This window comes from Micromonospora sp. CPCC 205561 (assembly GCF_036906775.1).
GTDB lineage: Bacteria > Actinomycetota > Actinomycetes > Mycobacteriales > Micromonosporaceae > Micromonospora.
The window spans coordinates 225,219-244,160 of sequence record NZ_JBAKHV010000002.1 but is presented as its reverse complement, the minus strand read 5'-3'; the positions used below and the strand labels follow the sequence as shown (position 1 = coordinate 244,160).

The window sequence follows — 18,942 nt, the reverse complement described above, 5'->3', positions numbered from 1 at the left end:
TTCACCGACGCCATCGGAACAGCTCGGCCACCGCCTTAATGATGGTCGGCCGGTCCTTGGGGTCAGTGCCCCGCGTGGCTACAGCTAGGGCGATGAGCTTTCCTGCGACTGGCAGACCGATGGCAGCCAGCACCAGTTCGGGACCCGAGTTGACCAACATCTCAAGGTTGGCAATCCACACTTCTTACCCCTCCTCCCTGGTCGGGCGAGGGTGCGTCAACCCAGCCCGGCCAGTGCGTGAACACTGGTCTGGCTGAGTCCGCGTTCCGGCGATCGTGGATCTCAGTACCGAGACGGCACTCCCGTCTCAGGTCTTGCTGATGGTGCTACCTACCACTCGGTAAGGACTTAACTGGGCAGCTCTGCCGCCGGAGCACAGAGCGCCAAATATATTCTCGTAGCCAACCTTTGCGCCGTTCGTCTTGCTATATAGAGGCAGGTTGACCCGAGGGACCCCCCAACCGTTCCCCGGCGGGTTGCCCGTCAAGCAGCGTACCCGACCGCCGCCATGCGCGCGACGACCCTCCATGGAGGCCCCTGAGGTCGCCCCAGAGGCGCGGACCCGTGCGGGTCGGGGTATCTAGCGGTGCGAGCACCCGCTATGGACTGTGACGAACTCAGAGCCCCTGGCTAGTTGGGTGTTGGGGGTATGGTTGTCCCACACCGGACGCCGTACGGGCGGTCGTTCCGGGGTAACGAGGTGGCGCAGGATCGACGCTGCTTCTGTCTGCAACCGAGGAGATCCGCCAGGCGGGGCTACTACCCGCTTACCGACGCCTGGTGGGGTCCTCGGTCCGTCCATAGGGGCGGGAGACAGGAACACCCCTCGTGCCTTCCCGATTCGGTCCCCAGCCCGCACGCCTGTTGCTGCGGCGTCGTGGCTACATCCTGAGAGACCTTGCTGAGCAGCTTGGAGTGGGCGAGCGCCACTTCCTCAACGTGCTGGCCGGGTACACCCGCCCGAGGCCCGAGGTCATCAAAGACCTTCCCTCGCTGGTCGGCATCCCCCTTACCAAGCTGTTCACCGAGGAAGTCCTGGCCAAGCCGCACGACGCGAGCAAGAACCCGTGGCGGGAGCTGTCGTGAGCATCTTCAAGCAGGCCCGCGAGAACGACGGCTTCCGTCGGGCGCTCCGGTCGATGGCGACCAGGCGAAAGATCGACTTCAGCTTCAACGGGTCGCTGTCGTGGCCTGAGTCGGAGTGGTACACGCCGGAGACGTTCGGACAGGTCGCGGCGCAGGACGCCATCAAGCGTGCCCGCAAGCAGGGATTGCCCGACCGGATCGAAGACCGGCCCACCCTGGACAAGATCGCGGCCCTCGGAAAGAGGTGAGGGCTCCCGCAGTGCGAATGCGAGAGCCCTCAGGCGAACGACGAAGGATAAGTGAACCATAATGCCCGATAACGAAGCCGTGCAACCAAAGAGCCGGGGACAGGCCGAGCTATTCGCCTTGAATATCGGCGGGAGCCGCGTAGTCGAAGTCCTCGCACGAGAGTACGACATGGACCTAGCCATTGAAAGGGCGGAGGATCTGTGGGACTTCGATGAAATGTCAGACGAAGAGGCCCGCGAGGCAATCCAGGAGTACTGCAACCGGTTGCGCCGGATTCCTGACGCCGACTCCTTCATCGACTCGGGCAACAGCGCCTCGTATGAGTGGGTAGTTCCGGACATGCTGGAGTACGGGGACCGCCTGGTTCTCACTGGAACGGAAGGCGCAGGCAAGTCGACCCTCATTAGGCAGTGGCTGATGCAGGTAAGCTGCGGAATCCACCCGCTGACCGGGCAAGATATCGAACCGGTGCCCGTCCTGCTCGTGGACCTGGAGAACGGCAAGGGTCAGTTGCGACGTGAGCTGTCGAGCCTTATCGGGGCTGCGGGCAAGCGCTTCGACCCTTCCCGGTTTCGCGTTATCTCGAAGCCTGAGGGCTGGGACCTGCGCGACGAGGCGAACCAGGAAGAACTCACGGGCCTGGTGGAACTGTCCGGGGCGGGGGTCCTCGGCATCGGTCCGCTTTACAAGTCCTTCATGGGGGACGAGCGGGACGACGAGATAGCCAACCAGGTTACGGGGTTCTTCAATGAACTCCGGGAGTCGTGCGCGCTCATCACCGAGGCGCACACACCACACGCTGCGGCCGGCGGTCAGCGTCCCAAGAGGCCGATTGGGTCGTCGGTGTGGATGCGGTGGCCGGAGTTCGGCTTGTACCTCGGCAACGATGGCACGCTGAGCCACTGGCGCGGCCCGCGAGATGCCGACAGGGAATGGCCCGCGAAGCTCAACCGGGGCGGAAAGTGGCCGTGGACCGCGCTGACTCCCGAGCGCAGCGAGAGCGTCCACTGGCTCAAGATCAAGAAGCTGTGGGAGAAGACGGGTGCCAAGCCGTCCGCTCGTGTGGTCGAAGAACAGCTCGGCATCCCAAAGTCCACGGCAAGCCGCGTCATCAAGGAACACCAGAACGATTGGCCTACGGCGGCATGACCCCGCTGTCCCACGGGTGTCCCACACCCAAAGCGGCGTTATCCCTGGTCAGGGGCTTGTGCGGGCCAAGTGTCCCACGCTGTCCCACTTTGATCATGGGACACCCGTGGGACAGTGCATTCTGCCTGGTCAGAGACCCTAAGAATCGCCCGCGTCCTACTGATCGTGGGACACCGTGGGACACCCCGTTTTGCCTGGTCAGGGACGTTGTGGCGGCTGTCGTCGGCCGTTGGGGGAGTGTCCCATGATCCAAAGCGACGACCGATCAATAGGCCCCCTGACCAGGGAAAACGTTGTGTTGATCAATGGTGTCCCAATGTCCCCATACATACACACGCCGTGGGACGGGACACCCAACCCCGTCCACCCGGTGATGCATGTCCCGCTCGGAGTGGGTCGAGCGTCGAGACAACTCCTGAAGATAAAGGGTCGGCGCTTCGACTGTCGGTGCTCTAGTGGCTGGAACCGTCCACCAACCCGACCCATCGCGTGTGTGGAGCGTGCTCAGAGGCGTGCAGAGCCCCGTCCACCCGTCGCGGGTGTCCCACATGACCCCGGACCCTGCCAACGTCTCTGGGGCGGGCTGAAGGTTCGATCAAGAGCCCTGCGACATGCTCTCGGCGTCGAGGTAGACGAACAGGCCGTTGATCAGCGGCAGCGACTCGTTCGGGTCGTACTCGATGCCTACCGGCTGGTCCGGCGACACGTTGCCCGCGCTCTGTGCCAGGTTGACGAAGCGGATCAGTTCGCCCCAGGTGAGATGGTTGTCAAGGTCCAAGGTGACCTTGAGGTTCCGGTCAGTCTTCTCGAAGTCATCAGCCACGCGTCGATCCTCGCAGCAGTAGGTCATCAGACCAAGCCACCGGCGCGGCGGCCGCTCGTAGTACACCGGCCATCTCTCGGCGGGGGGTGTGGTGGCCTCGATTACGGGAGCGGCACCGCCTTCCAATCCGGGTGGCCGTCCCAGCGCACCCAGAGCTCATTGGGCTTCGGCGCTCCCCACGCGGGCATCAGGAGGATCTCGATCGAGGCTTGTGGTGCGATCTCGTCGGCCGTCGTAGCACCCCTCACAGCGCACTTGATCCGCGACTGGTCGATCTCTACCGTGCGGGCGGTGTCGGTGCCGATGTTGCGCAGAATGTAGGTGTTCTTCGATCGCTGCCCAAGCCACCAGGCAACATACGGAGGCTCCTCGGTGAGAGCATCCCTGAGCCGATCCATGAGAACCGGCGCCTCCTTCGGGTCACCCTGTTGCTCGGCTAACTCCAAGGTCCGCCTCGCGATGGAAACCTGCTCTTCTGCTGCGGCTGCTTGACGCACGCCCGCCTGGGCTGAGACCTCGGCGGCCCGTGCGGCAGTCTTGGAAGACCGTGCGGCGTGAAGGGCGATGCCCGTACCCCCGAGCGAGACGGCGAAGGCCGCCCAAGCCGGGGCATCTCCCCAATCGATGCCGGCCTGTGCGTTGAGGATCAATACACCGGAGACCAGGGTCAGAGCCGCGCTGGCTGTCATCCATAGGGCCAGCCGCCGAGCGATCCAGTCCAAGAGCTTGGTCACCGGCCTATCTTGACGGCCACCGTCCGGGGCGACCCACCCGGCCCATCAGCACGCGCGGCAACCGTCTCCAGGCGTCCACAGACCGTGGCACGCCCGGTCGGGGATCGGGGTACGGGTCCGGGGCATACCCGAACGGCTCCCACGATGGTTTGGGGCTCGGCCGGGCAGCGGTCACCTCTCGACGGGCGGAGTGTGCGGTCTGACGATCCATGCGATCTGCGCGCGCCGGCCTTCATGCTCAATCCAGAACTTGGGCAGCGGACCTTGGTCTAGGACTGCACCTTCAGCGGCGGCGAGGGCCTCGGCCTCGGCCAAAACGGCGTCAGGGATAACGATGATGTTGTCGAAGCCCTCCACCTGCTGCCCCTGGTTGGTCTCCCAGGCCTCGTAGGCCGCCTTCATCAGCGCGTACTGAATGTCTGCTTCCAAGGTGATCGCCTTCCTAGGTTGACGTCGAGGGGCATCATCGCCGAGGCGCGACCTTCTCACATCTCCGGCCTCGCCATCACCAGCGCCCGGACCGCCGGCCGCGAGAACAGTCGGTGTTGGTGCAGGCATCGTTCGGTAGGTAGAGAGTGTCCATAACGCCCATGCGGGTTTCCTCGGTCCAGCCGCGGACCTCCTCCTGCTCTCCGCACTCGGGGCAGTCCCGGGGCACGTGGTTGGGCTTCTCTGCGGCGGTGTAACTCCTCTGGGGACTCATGCCTTTGATCTGCCCCAGCGGTCGGTGCATCCGCGACTGTGCCAACCTCTCTGAGGCGGGCTGAGGATCCGACCACGAAGCGTGACCGGCGGTGTGGACAGCCAACGTGCGATTCCTGTTAGAGGTGGGCGGTGCCTCGCTGAGCCAGGAGGTGTTGGGCCCGGTCGACCAGGAGGATCGCAGCCCGTACCCCCGAATGCAGCAGTTCTGTGGGAGCTGTGACCCGGTAGGTGCCGACGCCTGGCTCGTGCGACCCGACCATCTCCAAGTCAAAGAAGGGGAGCATCCAGCTGTCGCCGTGCGCTACAGCACTGCACATCTTCCACATGATGTAGACGAGGTTGGTCTCGCCGTCGACAAGCTCGGTAACCTGGCCTGCTTCGGTTAGGTAGTCCTCGTAGAACGGCTTCCCCTTCAGTCTCGCGCGATCGATGCCGGTTGCGTCGGCAAGACCAAACACCCGATCCCTCCGGCGCTGGATCGTTCCGCCGTCTGGGCGGTGGGCCTCCTTGATCAGGGACTCGGCCTGCTTGATGCTTGCCAACTCGTACCAGAGGCGGCGTCGGATGCGCTCTTGGCGGTTGCCGGGAGCCAGCATCCAGATCGCGGCAGAGGCGTTCTCCAGGGCGCCGCGCGTCAGGGTGAAAGGAGCGTAGGTGTGGAGACCTATCTTCCCGTCACCCGTGCCGGTTAGCGCCATCCGCATCGAATGCAGGTGGTCCACGGCTACCCCGATGGAGTAGATGACGGCGTGGCTGATTTGGTGGGGGTCAGTCCGCGCGTTATCCGTTGCCAGCGAGCTGCCCGGCTCAACCGGGGGCGAGTCCTGTTCCGCCCACCGCTCGGCGACCCGCAGTTGCTTCAAGAGGTCGTGGATCAACTCCCGCTCTTCGTCCGTCACAGCCGGCCACCGTACGCCTAATCGGCCGTCCCTGCCAGTCGATTACCAGGCGGCGCAAATAATTACTGCAGCGACTCCATCCACGCCTTAGCCAGTCGGCTAATGAAGTCCTGGCCTTCCCTAAGGGTCATCTGCCGCTGTGGCGGGCCGCCGCCCATGCGGGCGTGTCTCGCGTCGGGGCCGCTGACGTCCGGCCTGTTGGCCGAGCCGGTGAACGCGCTGATCTCGTCCTTCGTCGCCAAGCCCGACTTGTCCAGCGGTGTGGGCTTGACCGAGTCACGGATGACCTCGAAGACTTTGTATAGCTCGACCCAGTTCAGCGGCTCGGGCTTGCCAAGCAGCATTAGGGCATCCGAGACGTCTGGATGCTGGATCGCTAAGGCGACAAGGGTGGGGCCGGGCGGTGGCGGTGGTGGCGCTACAGCCTGACCGGGGATGGTAACGGTGGCGATTCCTGCGCGGCTCCTCGTTTCGATGCCCTCGACGCTGACGACGTGGTGCGTCTTGTCGCCATCGGTGTACCTGCCCGTGAGCCTGACGGGTTTGAAAGAGCTGTCGTGTGCTCGTCCAGCGCCGTTCACAAGCGCTAACGCGATCTGTGCTGCTTCGTAGAATGCCACACCTTGAGGGCGATCATCGATAACGGACGAGGTTAGATAGTGGCCCTCGCCATCCCGAATCACTCGCGTGTCCCCGGAAGCGAAGAGACGTGCGAGGTCTTCAAGGTCGTATTCGTGCCCACTGAGCCATGCCTGCCACCCCATGTCTGGCAGCCTACCTCGGTCGTCCGACGCCCTCAATTAGTTAACGCCGTTCGTCTAGGCGAACGGCTCCTGAATCAAACTCCCAGAATGTGCGGCAAAATGGTTCCCGGAACGTTTTGACGGACCGGAAGGAGCGCTATGGGCGCTCGGGGGAAACTGCCGGAGTTCCCGGTGTCGCTCGATGTCTCGATGTCAGAGGCGCAGCGGTTCCGGTTGAAGAGTCTTGCCGCGCGGCGTTCGGATTCCTTGGCGGGAACCGTTCGCTGGCTGGTGGACAAGGAATGGGAAAGCCGCATGACTAACGAAGGAGTGGCGAATGCCGCACGAGAGGGCTGACGAAGAGGGGCGCGTGACCGCGCTGGGCCTGTTCCATCGAACGATCAGCGAGGTGGAGGACGCCATCTTGCATGCGAAGGCCCGGCAGGCGTACCGGACTGCGGAGGTGCTGGCCGGGGACCAGGCCGACATCGAGGAGCAGGGCGTTGACCTCAACCGCTGGCTCGCAGTGGGGAGCAAGCCCGCAATGGGGAGCAAGTCATGAACCCCTACCAGTCGGCCACCAACCACCTGAACTCCCTCGTCGATCGCACGGGCGGAAGCGAGTTCGGCGGTGTGGACGGCGACCCGCAGCCGTACCCGCACGAGCCGACCGCCTCGGAGAGGCTCCGGGCGATCTACCAGACCGACCCGATCGACCACCTGGCGCACGTCGACACCGACCAGCAGGCGCCTTCACCACACGGGAGCTACTGATGAACCTCAACGTCACGCGGCTCGCTGACATGCGCGCAGAGATCGACCGGGCGGAACTCAACGCCGCCGACCGCGACGTCCTGGAGCGGGCTTATGCCGCTGCTCGGAAGGAGTGGCGGATCCAGAGGAAGAAGCAGTATCGGGCCGGGATCGAGGCCCGGGACGAGGCTGACGAGGAGCTCGTCTACCGGGCGAAGAAGGAGGGGCCGAAGGAGCTTCGGCAGCTCAAGACGGACCTGGAGGAAGGACGCATCACGCCCCAGGAAGCCGAGGGCAGGATGCGGAACTTCGTCAAGGAACACGAACGCCTGTCCAACCTGCACCGGTCGCTGACCGAGGACGACAACCAGCTCGCTGACCTCCACGCCAAGCCGCTGCACGAGTTTCAGAAAGAGGCCGAGGCGGACCTGCGGGGGCGGTTCGTCGTCATGGCGAACTCCGGTCGCACGCTCGGCGACTACGTGCGCCAGGCGCAGGAGCAGGGGAACTGACAACCAGGGAGAGGGCCGAGCTACCGCGCTTGGCCCTCCCTTCGCACACGGGAGGTGCGGTGTGGGCAAGCGGGAACTGTCGCGGAAGCCGAAGGAGATCCGTAAGCGGCTCCGGAGAGGCGACGACCTGGAACGAGACCTCGCCATGTTGGAGGAGGCCGGTTACAAGCCTGTGTCTGAGTGGGACGACGAGGAACTGGCTAAGGGAAAGCCGCGGGACAGACGAGGTTCGTTTTCTGGTCGGACACCCGAGTGGCGGAAGGAGCAGGTCGAAGCTGAGGCGTTGCGTAGGCACAAGGAGGCCACGCTCTCTGCCCCCAAGCCGAGGCCGGAAGTCCTGGGCAAGGTCCTCGCCGAGTTGGCGACCAACCCGCACACGCCGGCTGAGGTTCTCACCCTGCTCGACTCTGCGCTCGCCACGGTCAAGCAGCGGCTCGGCACCGGGCAGGACACCTCGCCCACGCCTGCCGGTGGTCCTCCCCGCCTCAAAGACCCCGGAATCCCGCCCGATGTTGTGGACGACGAGGACCGGATGCCCCACTACCTGAGGACCGATGAGTGATGGAACTCAAGAAGCTGTACGACTACCTCAACGCTCAGGCTTTCGGAGGCGAGCTGGTCCCACCCCTTCTGTTCGCTGCCCACGTCATCACAGACGCGAAGGGGAAGAACCGCCTTGCCGGCTGGGCGGACGACGGACGGCTCGCTGTCCGCGTCGACCTGCTGCCGTACCCGCTTCTCGTAGCGGACCTGCTGATCCACGAGATGGTCCACCAGGCGGTGGGCTCCAAGTTTGATCACGGACCGGTGTTCACCCAGCGAGCGGGTGTGGTCGCCCGGCGGATGGGCCTGCCCACACCGGGGGTGGATGGCTCGTGCTGGCCGATGGAGGGGCGTCCCGTGGGGTTCTACGGCCCTGGGGTCGTGTACGAAAGAGAGGAAGCGTCATGACGCTAGGTGAATTCATTGATGGCATCCCTGCGGCACTGACGCCGGAGGCCCAGGCCCGCGCGGTCGACGCCGCCGCCTTGCGGAACGTGCCGAACGGATTGTCTCACCCGACATGGTCTGTGGCACGCAGTCAGGCCAAGGCAGCGGCCCTTTCGGCTGTGGACATCAAGACGCCCGGCCCCGCCCGAGATGCGGCGTGGGCGGCAGTGGCGGTGGCTATGGACGCTGCTGGGGCGTACGCCGTCCAGGAGCACCTGCCCCCGGACCATTTCGCAGCGCTGCTCGTGCCGTGGGAGTACATGGTCACTCCTCCGGAAGGAGAACCGGCATGAGCTTCGTATCGGTTGAGATCAGCGGAGATGGCGCAGGCGGCAAGGTCGTAATCGCTGGTGGCGGCACGGGCGCGACACCCCGCGCAGGCATCCGCATCCACGGCGATCCCAGCGGGCCGGGCTCGACGGTGAACAACGGTCGGACCTATGGGCCGGTCAAAGCCGAGATGGGCGAGCTGAGCGACGGGGACTACGGGCTCGCGGTGGTCAACGAGGCGGGGGAGTTGGTCAAGCTCGAAGACTTCATCTTCGGGCCGAAGAAGGCGGTGATGAACACTGTCGGAACGACCTCGTCCACGACCTACGCCAACCTGAGCGATGGTGTGGGTCCGGTCCTCAACAACGTCACGATTGGCGAGACCGGCCGGGCGATCGTAACCCTCACGGCCTACATCGAGGCACCTGCCGGAGGCACGGCGCTCATGGGCGTCGAGATCATGAGGTCTGACGGCAGCTTCGCTATCGCACCGGACGACCTCGACAGCCTTTCGATCGGCGGAGGGACGACAACCGGAACGGTAGCGGTGCACGGGCGCAGCTCGGTGCAGGTCTTCGTGGACGGGCTGTTCCCCGGCGTGTACAACTTCATACCCAAGTACCGGACCAGCCGCTCATCAGCTCTCTTCGCCAACCGTGTCATCACCGTCCAGCCGTACTGATCCCCGGCGCACCCGTCCGGTACGTCCGCCGCACGGTGCCAACGCCTCTACGGCCAACTGAACACCCTTAGCCAGCGCCTCCCACCGTCACGGTCGGGGTGTTGGACAGCCGGCGGACTATCAGCGATCCGGCCACCTCGCCTCGGCCATCTTCGGGCGTCAGCGTGACCTGAGAGTCCTTCACGCTCGCATCGTGTCGCGCGGGCCCGGTATGCTGCTGGTTGTCGGTCCGCTTGGACACGGATCAACACCGAGATAGAGAACCCATCGACCCCGGAGAATTGCAGCTCCAGGGTCACCCCGCTCCGCTGCCGATTGGCGGGGGTCAGGGGATGGAGGAGCCACCGCCACGTAAGACCCGTAAGCACCACTCTGAGATCTTGCTCAATCGGCGCAGGAACTCGGCTTCACCAGTCATTACGTACTGGTCGAGCTGAGCCTGCGCGCCTCACTCGACCGGAGTGAGGGAGGGCAAGACAGTGGCGCTATCGGTCATCGAGCCGATTCTGACTGCTGGACCCTGGGCTCTGATTGTGCTCGCCGGGGTCTACGCCGTGCCGAGGTTGATCGTCGCCGTGGTGGCGCTGTTCAAGATTCCGCCGGATCGGCTGCCTGCCGTACTCAAGGCGCTCGGGGAGCTGTTCCGCTTGGGGTCGTGGTTCCGCCGATCGCCGTGATCGGCTGGTGGTTGGCCGGGCGGGCTACGTCCTGCCCGGTCAGTCCTCGTCGGTCGGGCGGTGCTCCTTACCTACAACGACGCCCACTGGACGCTCGGGATGCTGATCGTGACGAGGGGTCGGGCGCTGACCCTGCGTCGACGTTGCCGGAGGGGCAGCGTAGGAGGAGGCAGTTCTGACGGTGCGAGCCGTGATGCGGTCTTGTGCTGACCCGGTACGCTGTTGGCAAGTGTCCGTCCCCCCGTGGACGGCGTCTGGCCCGCCCTCGAATCAGCGTCCCGTCGGTGCCGACGACCGGCGAGATGCGACCCCGAAGACTCTGCTGAAACTGACGAGGGCCAGAGGAACACCTGGGATTCTGCGCAGTCGGCGCGGGGCCTCAGCCTTTGGCCTGTCGTGGCCGAGCTGAGTCCTGCGTGCCTCGCTCGGTCTGAAGCGAGGAGACGTGAATCGTGGGGCTCACGAATCTTGAGCCGTTCGTCGGGGCAAGCCCGTATGTCGTTGCTGCTGCTATCGGAGTGCCGGTAGCCGGGAAGATCGTCATCACAGCCCTGGCCCTTCGCGGCACCGACCCGAAGGACCGGCCGAGCATCATCAAGGCCGTGGCTGAGCTATTCCGGTGGCGTCGGTGATCGTCTCGGCCCGGGGAATGCTCTACCTGCCGAGTGGGTTGGCCTCCACAGAGGAGTACCCACCAACGGACGGAGATCGCCTTGGCCAGCTTCAGCTTCGACCAGAACGCCCTTGACAAGATCGGTCGCGAGGCGGTCGAGAACTTCAACCGCCAGATGCAGCCAGTCCTCGACTCGGTCTTCGAGGAGTACGGAGGGCAGCCCGTCGATGTCGTCAAGGACGCTCTGGCCAGCCGGTGGCGTGCGGCCGGGGGCGAGCCGCTGGGTGAGCCCGAGGTGACTGAGTGGGCGACTGAGATCAGCGAGGGCACGCGGTTGGTGCTCGGCAACGCCGGCTGATCAGTCGACGGACGTTTGCGGTAGCCGGGTGTGGTCACTGACGATCACCACACCCGGCACGCCGCCGTGCGGGTTAACGCTTCCAGCCGTGGATGCGCAGTTGTCGATCGAGCGCCCAGCGGCCGAGTCCTAGCCATCCCTTTTCGCGCCGGACCTGGCCGGCGTGTCGCAGGATGTGAGGTCGAACGTTTCGGTTCTCGTACTTCTCATGATCGATGGTGTGGACCCGAAGCCCCTTTATGCCTTGGGTCCACTTCTCCATCGTCTTTCGCGCCTTCTGCACTTCATCCACGAGTTCGGGGATGCCCTTGGGCTCAAGCGATGAACCCTCATACATGGCGAGATCGAGGGGGTAGGGCGGGTCGACGTGGCGCTTGCCGTCCGTGTCTCTGTACTTCAGTGTGACGGTGTACTGCATGGGAAGCTCTTTATCCCCCGCCCTACTGTTGTAGCTGTCGAACAAGACGCTGATCTTCCTACCTGGTGCGATCATCGGGATGGGCTCGCGGAATAGCGGCGAATCGTTCAGCTCGGAGTCTTTGCCGAGGGATGACTCAAGCTTCTTGTCAAAGGTTATCCGCACGTCTCGGGCGATAGTCGTGCCGATGTTGCGGATCGTTAGGTAGACCAGAATGCTCCGGAACTCGAAGTCCACGATGACGTAAGGTCGGGTTTGCTCGCGGTGGATTTTCTGAGAGTGCCGTAGCTGCCGCCAAGCCAAGAAACCACCTACAAAGATGGCAAGGTAGCTGCCGAAGGCGGCGTAGTCCGTGGCGTCCAAATCTGGCAGGTTCAAGGCTCCCCCTGTGCTGCCTAGCCGCAAATGGGGCTGACCGTACACGAAGCTGAAAGTGTGCGCCGTCCGCGCCTGGGCCCAGCCGGTCAGTCTTCGTCGGTCGGGCGAGGCTGGCGGTACTCCTTGATCCACGCCTCGACGTCTTCGGCCAGCCACACCTTCATGCCGCGTAGCTCCCGGTACGGCTTCGGGAAGGTGGGCCGGTTCACGATCTGCTGAAACCGCGATCGGGTGACGCCCAAGCGTTGGGCGATCTCGTAGGGCCCCATCAGGTCCCCCGGCCCTCGATCCATGCCCTGAACGTATGCACGGACTCATCTCCCCGAAAGGGGATCCCCGATCGGGGGTCCCTAATTTGACACCCCCATGCCTGACGGTGTGTGATCGGTCACGCGGTGCCCCCGCCCTGGTGGAGCTGGGCTCGGTGGGGCGGGGTGCCGCAGTAACCCGACCCCGGGGGGCGAGATGCGAGAAGTGCCGTTCCTGGTGCAAATGGCCTGGTCTCGGCTGGACTACCACCGTCACGGCCGCTGCGGTCAGTGCACGGAAGCCGGTCAGTGTCCGGCGGTCGAGGCCGCTCGCGATCAGATCAGGGCGTGGCGCAGGTTCCGTCATCTCTGGGGCTGGCGGTGACCACACCCCGCGCTGGTGACCTGCTCCACGTGACCCGAGAGGCCAGCGTGCAGTTCATCAACCCGATCTTCTTCCGGGTCATCCGCGTGCTCGACTGGGTGACCTACGACGGGTGGATCTGGCTCGACGGGTACCAGCTCGATGCCCGAGGCGACGCCGTGGCTCGTCGGTCGATCTTCGTGCAATCGGCGGGGTTGACCGCCCCCGTGCCGGTCGGGCAACAGAGGCGGTCCAGATCGCCGCAGAGGCGTTAACCCACCGGGACGGGTGTCGTCGGACGGGTACGGGCGTGCGGATCTCCGCCGGACCGGCTGAGAACGCCCCGAATCGTGGAGCTGTGCCACCGGTCGCCGCCGTGCGCGGTCGGCACCTGATCGGCGTTGAGCTGGTCAGCGATGGCCCGCAAGGTGCGGCCGCTGGACCTCAGCCGGCGGATGCGCCGGATGACGGGCTTCGGTACGAGGATCGGACGACCCAGCTTGACGCCGGACTCCTTGGCCTCCGCGAGCGCTTCCACGGTGCGCTGGCTGATGATCTCCCGTTCCCACTCGGCGACGCTCATGACGATGTTGGACACCAAACGACCGTTAACGGTAGACGTATCGATGCCTAGGTCGAGCGCGACGACGGACCACCGCTGCTTCTTCGCCACCCGTAGCACCTCGGCGAAGTCCGCCACCGACCGCGACAGCCGGTTGAGCTTGGCGACGACCAGGCCGTCAGCGTGTCCGGCCGCGAGCTGATCCAGGGCCCATGTCAGGCCAGCCCGGCGGGTGTGGGCACCCGTAGCACCATCGTCGGCAGGAGCCCACACCAACCGCCAGCCGTTCGCATCGGCAGCCCGTTCGATGATCGTGCGCTGTGCCTCAATCCCGTACGCCGGATCGTCGGGTCGCTTGCGGTTCTTCTTCGACCGCCGCACGTAGGCGAGCATCGTGCGGGTCACTTGGCGGCGGATTCCTGAGCGGCCTTGTGGTTCGCCCGGCAGGCCGACCGACCGGCCAGAGTGCGCTCGTGTCCGCAGTCGGAGTGGTCCAGGCGCCCCTTGTCGGTGACCTTCGGCGCGAACTCGGGCTCAGCCGCGGTGGCCTTCGCCTTCTTCGCGGGGGTCGGATTGGCGTCAGCGGTGGTCGGATCGGTCATGGTGCCCTCCTTGGTTGGTCCGTTGCCCGGCCAACGTAAGAGGGGCGCTCACCTGGTCTAACCCTCCTCCCACATAGTCTTAGACTTAGGGCTCCAAATGTTGGAGACTTACGTCCAGGACTGGCTCGACATCATGCGGTGAACGGTTGACTTGCTCACGCCGTGCCGTTCATCGGCCTGCTGCTATTGCTGGAGCATGTCGGCTATCTTCCATGTAGCAATTGCGGCCGCGATGGCCACAAATGAAGCCAAGGCCCATAGGTCGCCTATTCTCGTATGACGTCGGTCGGACCAGAGCGTCGAGTACAGGCCGGCGGGGATGCACGCAAACGCCACGACTAAGAACGCCAGGATAAGGATGAGCGGGTTCGACTTCAGGTAGCCGCTAAGAACTGCCAAGAGGTAGATGATCGCGGCAGCTATCAGATTGGCGAGAACGTTTACGAAGACATCTCGGGCAAAGGACCGGGCTGGGGCGGCAGGCTGCGAGGGAGTGGTCACCTCGTCAGGATGGCGGACGGAAGCCAGAGTGGACAGGCGGCCCTACCCTGGTTCGGTGCTCGCTGCTGAAGAGGTCCCAAAGATCACCGACTGGATGCAGGCATGGGGAAGTCTGGCCGGTCTCGTGATGTCGACTGCCGCCGTGATCTTCACGGGGCTGCTGTTCCGCCATGAGATCCGCGTACGTCGCGAGGAGCAGCGCGATAACGAGGCGGCACAGGCGAGGTTGGTGGTTGCTCGGCCGGTGGTAATGAAGAGGGACGGGGAGCGGTCAGATGAGATCACGCACGTCGGCTGCTTAATCAACAACTACAGCAGCATGCCGATCTTCAACCTGACGGTTCGGCTCTACGTGACGGGCTACCTTGACGCAATCGGTGAGGAACCCGCTCTCTTCTCGGTGGTCCAGGACGACGTGGCCTGGACTGCCGCGCTGCGGTGGCCCGTTCGTGACTCTGACTTGTTGAAAGAAGAGTTCTACTGTTCCATCAACTTCGTGGATTCTGCGGGCTTGTCCTGGCATCGTTCCGGCCTAAACCTGCCGACTCGGAAGTTCCTGCCGAATCCCCGGCTAGCCACCGGCTTACGGATATGGCTGTCCTACTGGGGTAAGGCTTCATTGGTCGGGCTTCGAAAGCTGCCCGACTACATCGGTTACCGGATCAGACGAGCCACGTCACGGTGACCCGCCGACGCCAGTGTGGACGGGTGCCCTACCGTTGCCCGCTTCCTCTTCGTTCATAGCGCAGGAACCACCCTTTCGCCTTTCAGCGTCCGGACCACGGAAGCCTTCCTCATGTAGCCCCACCCCTCGAGGAGGTTCCCCACGTCGTACCGTGTGCCATCCGGCCCGGTCCAGTGGTCCCCGATCTCGATCTCCATGTCGTGTGGACCGATCAGGTGGTAATCCGCCTTGCGGACCACACCCCCCGCCAGCGTGACATCCGGGCGCTGATCGTAGTTGAGCAGGGACAACTTGAACCGCTGAGGGGCCCGTGGCGGTCCGTCGGTGTACGTGGACGCCCCCGACCCCGTTAAGGTCTTCACACGCGGAATCAGGACCGCTTCCGTTGGGTCGTGGTCGATCAGTGCGAGCGTCATACGCCGCTGAGTCTCCAACAACGTGCTCATGCTCGCTCCACGTCCACGGTGAAGGAACGTCCCCGCGTGTCGTCGGTCGGGTCCGGCACGAAGGAGTTCCCCACGCTGAGCGCCTGGTCGTAGAGCTGGCTCAGCCGCCGCGACGATCCGCTCTCGGTCACGTCCACCAGGCCAGCGTACTTAGCCGCCTTCTCCCGCCACACCTGGGCGGCAGCCATCTCCATACCCAGGTCATCGATCATCAGCCCGAGCAGATCACTTGTGTAGGTCTCGTCGGCCTCGGTCAGATCGGTCATCCGGCGGAGGCGAGCGACCAAGTCAATGCTTGCCATACTGGCATTATCGCACTGAGTGTTTTATCCGGGGTTTACGTTAGTCAATTCCATTTGGAACAGAATCGGCAGTTGCGGAATCCGTGGCCCCTCACACCAGCCACGTCACGGTGACCCGCTCGGAAAACACCTTCGCCCGGTGAAGCTCGAACCGCTGACGCCAGGCGTCCTCGTCCTCACCTCGTCGCCTAGGGGGTGCGCTGGTGAACAACCGGCCCGTCTCCGGGTTGATCGGCTGGGGGCCGATCTCGATGCGTTCGATGACGGAGGCGAGGATGGTGCGCTTCCATACGTCGTCGCGGCCGGCCCAGACCTTGCGCAACTCGGTTCCGGACGGCAGGCGGGTGTGGGCGCGCTTCCTGGTTGCCTTGTCCAGCGCGGCGCGGTTGGCTTCCAGGCGGTCTGTCAGTCGTGCCCGGCGTCGGCGGTACTCGGCTTCGCTGATCAGGTTGTCGTCCCGCTCGTCCCCGAGGCGCGTCAAGGAGTCCTCATCGTCCTGGACGGCCTTCCGTAGCTCCCGCTCGGTGTCGTCCACGCCCTCCCGGTCGCGGGCCATAGCTGCCCGTAGCGCGGGAGAGTCGAGCCGAACGAAGACCTGTTCAGCGATGTACGACTCAAGCGGGTGCATGACGATCCGCCCTCGTCCACACCCCCCGGAGACCTTGGTGCACTCGTAGGTCTTTCCGTCGCTGCTTGTTGCGCTGGTCGAGGTCATCCGGTGCCCGCACTCGTGGTAGACCAGCCCCGACAACATGTACTTGCGCTGGTTGGTCTCGCTCTTGCGCCGGGACGGGACCGCCAGGATCTCGCACACCCGCTCCCAGTCGTCGCGGTCCACGATCGGCTCCCAAGGCGTCGGGAACAGCTCACCGTTGTACTCGCGTAGCCCAGCGATGGCGGGATTTACCAAGGCACGCAGCAGGGTCCGGCGCTGCATCCCGAATTCCTTGGCGATCCCGTAAGCCGTCTCACCGGCCAACAGCCGGCGCACTGCATCGCGCACCCGTGGCGCGTCGGTGGTGTGGTGCCGGAACCTGACGTACCGCAGCTTGCCCTTGACGATCTCGCGGTCGCCGTCGATGCCGAAGGGCGGCGTACCGCCGTGGAATTCGCCAGCCTCAGCCCGGCGTCTGACGTCTCGCTCTACCCGTTCCGCGATCTCTTCGGCCTCACCCGCGTCCTGAGCAGCGAGGGTTCGCGCGATGCGTCGGCCCTGCGCGGTGGTCAGGTCGAACGATGGCGACCGGATGTACTTGAACTCGATCCCGTGACCCACGGCGAGATCGATCAGGTCCTCATGCTCACGAGGGCGGCGGGTCAGGCGACCGGTGGTGTACGCGGCGATGACCTCGAACTCACCGGCACGCGCAGCGGCAAGCATGGCTTCGTAGTCGTCTCGGCGCTTCTTTGACCGGGTGGAGGCGCTGATGTCGTTGTCGACGTAGTCCGCTACGTACACCAGGTTCTCGCGCTCGGCCAGCGCATCAAGGTCCTCGTCCTGACGGGTAATGCCCAGCTCACGGCCCTCGCGGTCGTCGCTGATCCGGCGGTACTTCGCTGCGCGTCGGGGTGCCATGGCGGCACCGTAATCGGGAGCCCGTTATTGTGCAATGGGTCGTGGCCCGGGCCCTCGCGCTCCCGCTCGCCGGCACGCTGCGGCCGGAGCCGGCGCTCGTCCGGGGGCTGGAGCGGGGCGAGGCGCCGGCCGCGCACGGCCGGGGGCCGCTGGCGGCGCTCTGCCAGCGGCTCGTCGCCGAGCTGACCGGCGCGCCGGCGGCGGGTGCGGCGTGACCGGGCCCTCCGACGGCGACACCCTCGCCGCCCGCGTCCGGCAGCGCATCGCGGCAGCGGCGACCCCGGTCACGCCCGCCGCGATCGTGTCCGCCGTACGGGCGGAGCCGACCGCTGCCGTCCTCGGCGACACGGCCGTGCTGCGGATGGCCGACCAGGTGCGCGACGACCTGGTGGGCGCCGGTCCGCTGGCCCCGCTGCTGGCCGACCCGGAGGTCACCGACGTGCTGGTCAACGGCGTCCGCGTCTGGGTGGACCGGGGGCGGGGCCTGCACCAGGTCGCGGTGCCGCTCGGCACGGTGGACGACGTGCGCCGGCTCGCCCAGCGGCTCACCGCCAGCGCCGGCCGGCGGCTCGACGACGGCTCCCCGTACGCGGACGCCCGGCTCCCCGACGGCACCCGGCTGCACGCCGTACTGCCACCGGTGGCGACCGACGGTCCCTACCTGTCCCTGCGCACCTTCCGGCAGCGACCCTTCAGCCTCGACGAGATGGTGGGGCAGGGGACGGTGCCCCGCCCGGTGGCGCCGGTGTTGTCGGCGTTGGTGGCGGCGCGGCTGGCGTACCTGGTGGCCGGGGGCACCGGCACGGGCAAGACGACCCTGCTGAACACGCTGCTCGGGCTGGTGCCGGCCACCGAACGGATCGTGCTGGTCGAGGACGCGGCCGAGCTGCACCCCCGACACCCGCACGTCGTCGGGTTGCAGGCGAGGACGGCGAATGTGGAGGGCTCCGGCGCGGTCGGGCTGACCGACCTGGTGCGTCAGGCCCTACGCATGCGCCCCGACCGGCTGGTGGTCGGAGAGTGCCGGGGCGGGGAGGTCGTCGACCTGCTCGCCGCGCTGAACACCGGCCACGACGGCGGGGCCGGCACGCTGCACGCCAACGCTCCCTCGGACGTGCCGGCCCGCCTGGAGGCGCTCGGGATGCTCGGCGGGTTGCCTCGCGCCGCGCTCCATGCCCAGGTGGCCGCCGCGCTCCAGGTGCTGCTCCAGGTGCGCAGGAGCGCCGAGGGGCGGGTGCTGGAGTCGATCTGCCTGCTGCTGCCCGAGGGCCCGGATCGGCTGGTCACCGCGGTTCCCGCCTGGGTACGCGGGCGCGGTCCGGGCCCCGCCGCCGGTGCGCTCGTGGCACTGCTGCGGGAGCGGGCCGTACCGGTGCCGCCGGTCCTGTGTGAACCGTGGCCCGGATCGGCGGGACCGAGGTGACCGCCCCGTATGCGCTGGCCGCACTGCTCGCGGCGGTGGTCGCGGTGCTGGGGGCCGGGGCTGTGCGCGACGGCCGGCGGGGCCGGCCGGCCAACGGCGTCCGGCGGAGCGCGCGGACCGGCGCGGACGACCCGCTCGTCGATTGGGTCACGGAACTGCGCCGGACGCCCTGGCAGGATGCCGAGATCGCCGAG

Annotated in this window: 28 protein-coding genes and 1 pseudogene; 16 read left to right on the top strand and 13 right to left on the bottom strand. The window is 65.8% G+C overall.

All coding sequences use genetic code 11. The annotated features are described in order from the left end of the window. Positions 1-828: 828 nt before the first annotated feature. From V6V16_RS03450 to V6V16_RS03440, 3 genes are all read left to right on the top strand, one after another. Positions 829-1,086 carry a helix-turn-helix domain-containing protein gene (locus V6V16_RS03450; protein WP_334559357.1) on the top strand — a complete coding sequence of 86 codons (258 nt, stop codon included), beginning with the start codon at positions 829-831 and terminating at the stop codon, positions 1,084-1,086. Next, positions 1,083-1,334, top strand: coding sequence for a hypothetical protein (locus tag V6V16_RS03445; RefSeq protein WP_334559356.1), 252 nt, complete (start codon positions 1,083-1,085; stop codon positions 1,332-1,334). The genes V6V16_RS03450 and V6V16_RS03445 overlap by 4 nt, the downstream gene beginning before the upstream one ends. Positions 1,335-1,395: 61 nt before the next feature. After that, the gene (locus V6V16_RS03440) at positions 1,396-2,484 is read left to right on the top strand and encodes an AAA family ATPase (RefSeq protein WP_334559355.1); all 1,089 of its coding nucleotides are present in this window, start codon (positions 1,396-1,398) and stop codon (positions 2,482-2,484) included. A 595-nt stretch (positions 2,485-3,079) separates the two neighbouring features. Here V6V16_RS03440 and V6V16_RS03435 read toward each other — a convergent pair. The 5 genes from V6V16_RS03435 to V6V16_RS03415 all read right to left on the bottom strand — a co-directional run bounded on the left by V6V16_RS03435 (position 3,080) and on the right by V6V16_RS03415 (position 6,409). Next, positions 3,080-3,307: a hypothetical protein gene (locus V6V16_RS03435; RefSeq protein WP_334559353.1), complete on the bottom strand. Its 228-nt coding sequence runs from the start codon at positions 3,305-3,307 to the stop codon at positions 3,080-3,082. Positions 3,308-3,408: 101 nt separating this feature from the next. After that, on the bottom strand, positions 3,409-4,041 hold the full coding sequence (locus tag V6V16_RS03430) for a hypothetical protein (protein WP_334559351.1): 633 nt from the start codon (positions 4,039-4,041) through the stop codon (positions 3,409-3,411). 171 nt (positions 4,042-4,212) lie between these two features. Continuing rightward, on the bottom strand, positions 4,213-4,470 hold the full coding sequence (locus V6V16_RS03425; protein WP_334559350.1) for a hypothetical protein: 258 nt from the start codon (positions 4,468-4,470) through the stop codon (positions 4,213-4,215). Positions 4,471-4,862: 392 nt separating this feature from the next. After that, positions 4,863-5,645: a hypothetical protein gene (locus V6V16_RS03420; protein ID WP_334559348.1), complete on the bottom strand. Its 783-nt coding sequence runs from the start codon at positions 5,643-5,645 to the stop codon at positions 4,863-4,865. A 62-nt stretch (positions 5,646-5,707) separates the two neighbouring features. Beyond that, entirely contained in the window at positions 5,708-6,409 is a 702-nt protein-coding gene (locus V6V16_RS03415) for a hypothetical protein (protein WP_334559346.1), read from the bottom strand. Between the two features lie 316 nt (positions 6,410-6,725). Between V6V16_RS03415 and V6V16_RS03410 the strand changes: the two genes are divergently transcribed. The 9 genes from V6V16_RS03410 to V6V16_RS03370 all read left to right on the top strand — a co-directional run bounded on the left by V6V16_RS03410 (position 6,726) and on the right by V6V16_RS03370 (position 11,243). Next, positions 6,726-6,950: a hypothetical protein gene (locus V6V16_RS03410; protein ID WP_334559344.1), complete on the top strand. Its 225-nt coding sequence runs from the start codon at positions 6,726-6,728 to the stop codon at positions 6,948-6,950. Continuing rightward, the gene (locus V6V16_RS03405) at positions 6,947-7,162 is read left to right on the top strand and encodes a hypothetical protein (RefSeq protein ID WP_334559343.1); all 216 of its coding nucleotides are present in this window, start codon (positions 6,947-6,949) and stop codon (positions 7,160-7,162) included. Before V6V16_RS03410 ends, V6V16_RS03405 begins: the two co-directional genes overlap by 4 nt. After that, complete coding sequence (locus V6V16_RS03400; protein WP_334559342.1) at positions 7,162-7,653, top strand: hypothetical protein; 492 nt, start codon at positions 7,162-7,164, stop codon at positions 7,651-7,653. The genes V6V16_RS03405 and V6V16_RS03400 overlap by 1 nt, the downstream gene beginning before the upstream one ends. Positions 7,654-7,714: 61 nt before the next feature. Then, the gene (locus V6V16_RS03395) at positions 7,715-8,215 is read left to right on the top strand and encodes a hypothetical protein (protein ID WP_334559341.1); all 501 of its coding nucleotides are present in this window, start codon (positions 7,715-7,717) and stop codon (positions 8,213-8,215) included. Further along, positions 8,215-8,604 carry a hypothetical protein gene (locus V6V16_RS03390; RefSeq protein WP_334559339.1) on the top strand — a complete coding sequence of 130 codons (390 nt, stop codon included), beginning with the start codon at positions 8,215-8,217 and terminating at the stop codon, positions 8,602-8,604. Before V6V16_RS03395 ends, V6V16_RS03390 begins: the two co-directional genes overlap by 1 nt. Continuing rightward, positions 8,601-8,936: a hypothetical protein gene (locus V6V16_RS03385; RefSeq protein WP_334559338.1), complete on the top strand. Its 336-nt coding sequence runs from the start codon at positions 8,601-8,603 to the stop codon at positions 8,934-8,936. The genes V6V16_RS03390 and V6V16_RS03385 overlap by 4 nt, the downstream gene beginning before the upstream one ends. Next, positions 8,933-9,595, top strand: coding sequence for a hypothetical protein (locus V6V16_RS03380; RefSeq protein ID WP_334559336.1), 663 nt, complete (start codon positions 8,933-8,935; stop codon positions 9,593-9,595). The genes V6V16_RS03385 and V6V16_RS03380 overlap by 4 nt, the downstream gene beginning before the upstream one ends. A 479-nt stretch (positions 9,596-10,074) precedes the next feature. Further along, positions 10,075-10,272, top strand: coding sequence for a hypothetical protein (locus V6V16_RS03375; RefSeq protein WP_334559334.1), 198 nt, complete (start codon positions 10,075-10,077; stop codon positions 10,270-10,272). Positions 10,273-10,985: 713 nt separating this feature from the next. Continuing rightward, positions 10,986-11,243, top strand: a complete 258-nt coding sequence (locus V6V16_RS03370; RefSeq protein WP_334559333.1) for a hypothetical protein — start codon at positions 10,986-10,988, stop codon at positions 11,241-11,243. A gap of 73 nt (positions 11,244-11,316) precedes the next feature. On the opposite strand, the gene V6V16_RS03365 is transcribed toward V6V16_RS03370, so the two are convergent. Then, positions 11,317-11,898 carry a hypothetical protein gene (locus V6V16_RS03365; protein ID WP_334559332.1) on the bottom strand — a complete coding sequence of 194 codons (582 nt, stop codon included), beginning with the start codon at positions 11,896-11,898 and terminating at the stop codon, positions 11,317-11,319. Between the two features lie 227 nt (positions 11,899-12,125). Continuing rightward, positions 12,126-12,332, bottom strand: coding sequence for a helix-turn-helix transcriptional regulator (locus V6V16_RS03360; RefSeq protein ID WP_334559331.1), 207 nt, complete (start codon positions 12,330-12,332; stop codon positions 12,126-12,128). A gap of 336 nt (positions 12,333-12,668) precedes the next feature. Here V6V16_RS03360 and V6V16_RS03355 point away from each other — a divergent pair, with 336 nt between their 5' ends. After that, positions 12,669-12,926, top strand: a complete 258-nt coding sequence (locus V6V16_RS03355) for a hypothetical protein (protein WP_334559416.1) — start codon at positions 12,669-12,671, stop codon at positions 12,924-12,926. On the opposite strand, the gene V6V16_RS03350 is transcribed toward V6V16_RS03355, so the two are convergent. From V6V16_RS03350 to V6V16_RS03340, 3 genes are all read right to left on the bottom strand, one after another. Then, positions 12,923-13,618, bottom strand: a complete 696-nt coding sequence (locus V6V16_RS03350) for a recombinase family protein (protein WP_334559329.1) — start codon at positions 13,616-13,618, stop codon at positions 12,923-12,925. The two genes, V6V16_RS03355 and V6V16_RS03350, sit on opposite strands and share 4 nt — an antisense overlap. Then, positions 13,615-13,815 carry a hypothetical protein gene (locus tag V6V16_RS03345; protein WP_334559327.1) on the bottom strand — a complete coding sequence of 67 codons (201 nt, stop codon included), beginning with the start codon at positions 13,813-13,815 and terminating at the stop codon, positions 13,615-13,617. Before V6V16_RS03345 ends, V6V16_RS03350 begins: the two co-directional genes overlap by 4 nt. 183 nt (positions 13,816-13,998) lie before the next feature. Next, entirely contained in the window at positions 13,999-14,316 is a 318-nt protein-coding gene (locus tag V6V16_RS03340; RefSeq protein WP_334559325.1) for a hypothetical protein, read from the bottom strand. Positions 14,317-14,371: 55 nt separating this feature from the next. On the opposite strand from V6V16_RS03340, the gene V6V16_RS03335 reads away from it, so the two are divergent. Continuing rightward, positions 14,372-15,001 carry a hypothetical protein gene (locus tag V6V16_RS03335; RefSeq protein WP_334559324.1) on the top strand — a complete coding sequence of 210 codons (630 nt, stop codon included), beginning with the start codon at positions 14,372-14,374 and terminating at the stop codon, positions 14,999-15,001. A 53-nt stretch (positions 15,002-15,054) separates the two neighbouring features. On the opposite strand, the gene V6V16_RS03330 is transcribed toward V6V16_RS03335, so the two are convergent. The 3 genes from V6V16_RS03330 to V6V16_RS03320 form a co-directional block, all read right to left on the bottom strand. After that, a complete protein-coding gene (locus V6V16_RS03330; RefSeq protein ID WP_334559323.1) occupies positions 15,055-15,447 on the bottom strand; it encodes a hypothetical protein in 393 nt (130 codons plus the stop codon). Beyond that, positions 15,444-15,713 carry a hypothetical protein gene (locus V6V16_RS03325; protein WP_334559321.1) on the bottom strand — a complete coding sequence of 90 codons (270 nt, stop codon included), beginning with the start codon at positions 15,711-15,713 and terminating at the stop codon, positions 15,444-15,446. The genes V6V16_RS03330 and V6V16_RS03325 overlap by 4 nt, the downstream gene beginning before the upstream one ends. Positions 15,714-15,840: 127 nt before the next feature. After that, on the bottom strand, positions 15,841-17,325 hold the full coding sequence (locus tag V6V16_RS03320; RefSeq protein ID WP_334559319.1) for a recombinase family protein: 1,485 nt from the start codon (positions 17,323-17,325) through the stop codon (positions 15,841-15,843). A 41-nt stretch (positions 17,326-17,366) separates the two neighbouring features. On the opposite strand from V6V16_RS03320, the pseudogene V6V16_RS03315 reads away from it, so the two are divergent. Together V6V16_RS03315 and V6V16_RS03310 are read left to right on the top strand one after the other, a co-directional pair. Next, a pseudogene (locus V6V16_RS03315) lies at positions 17,367-17,540 on the top strand (septum site-determining protein Ssd); the annotation flags it as partial. After that, entirely contained in the window at positions 17,537-18,748 is a 1,212-nt protein-coding gene (locus V6V16_RS03310; RefSeq protein WP_334559317.1) for a TadA family conjugal transfer-associated ATPase, read from the top strand. The pseudogene V6V16_RS03315 and the gene V6V16_RS03310, both read left to right, overlap by 4 nt. The last annotated feature ends 194 nt before the right edge of the window (positions 18,749-18,942 follow it).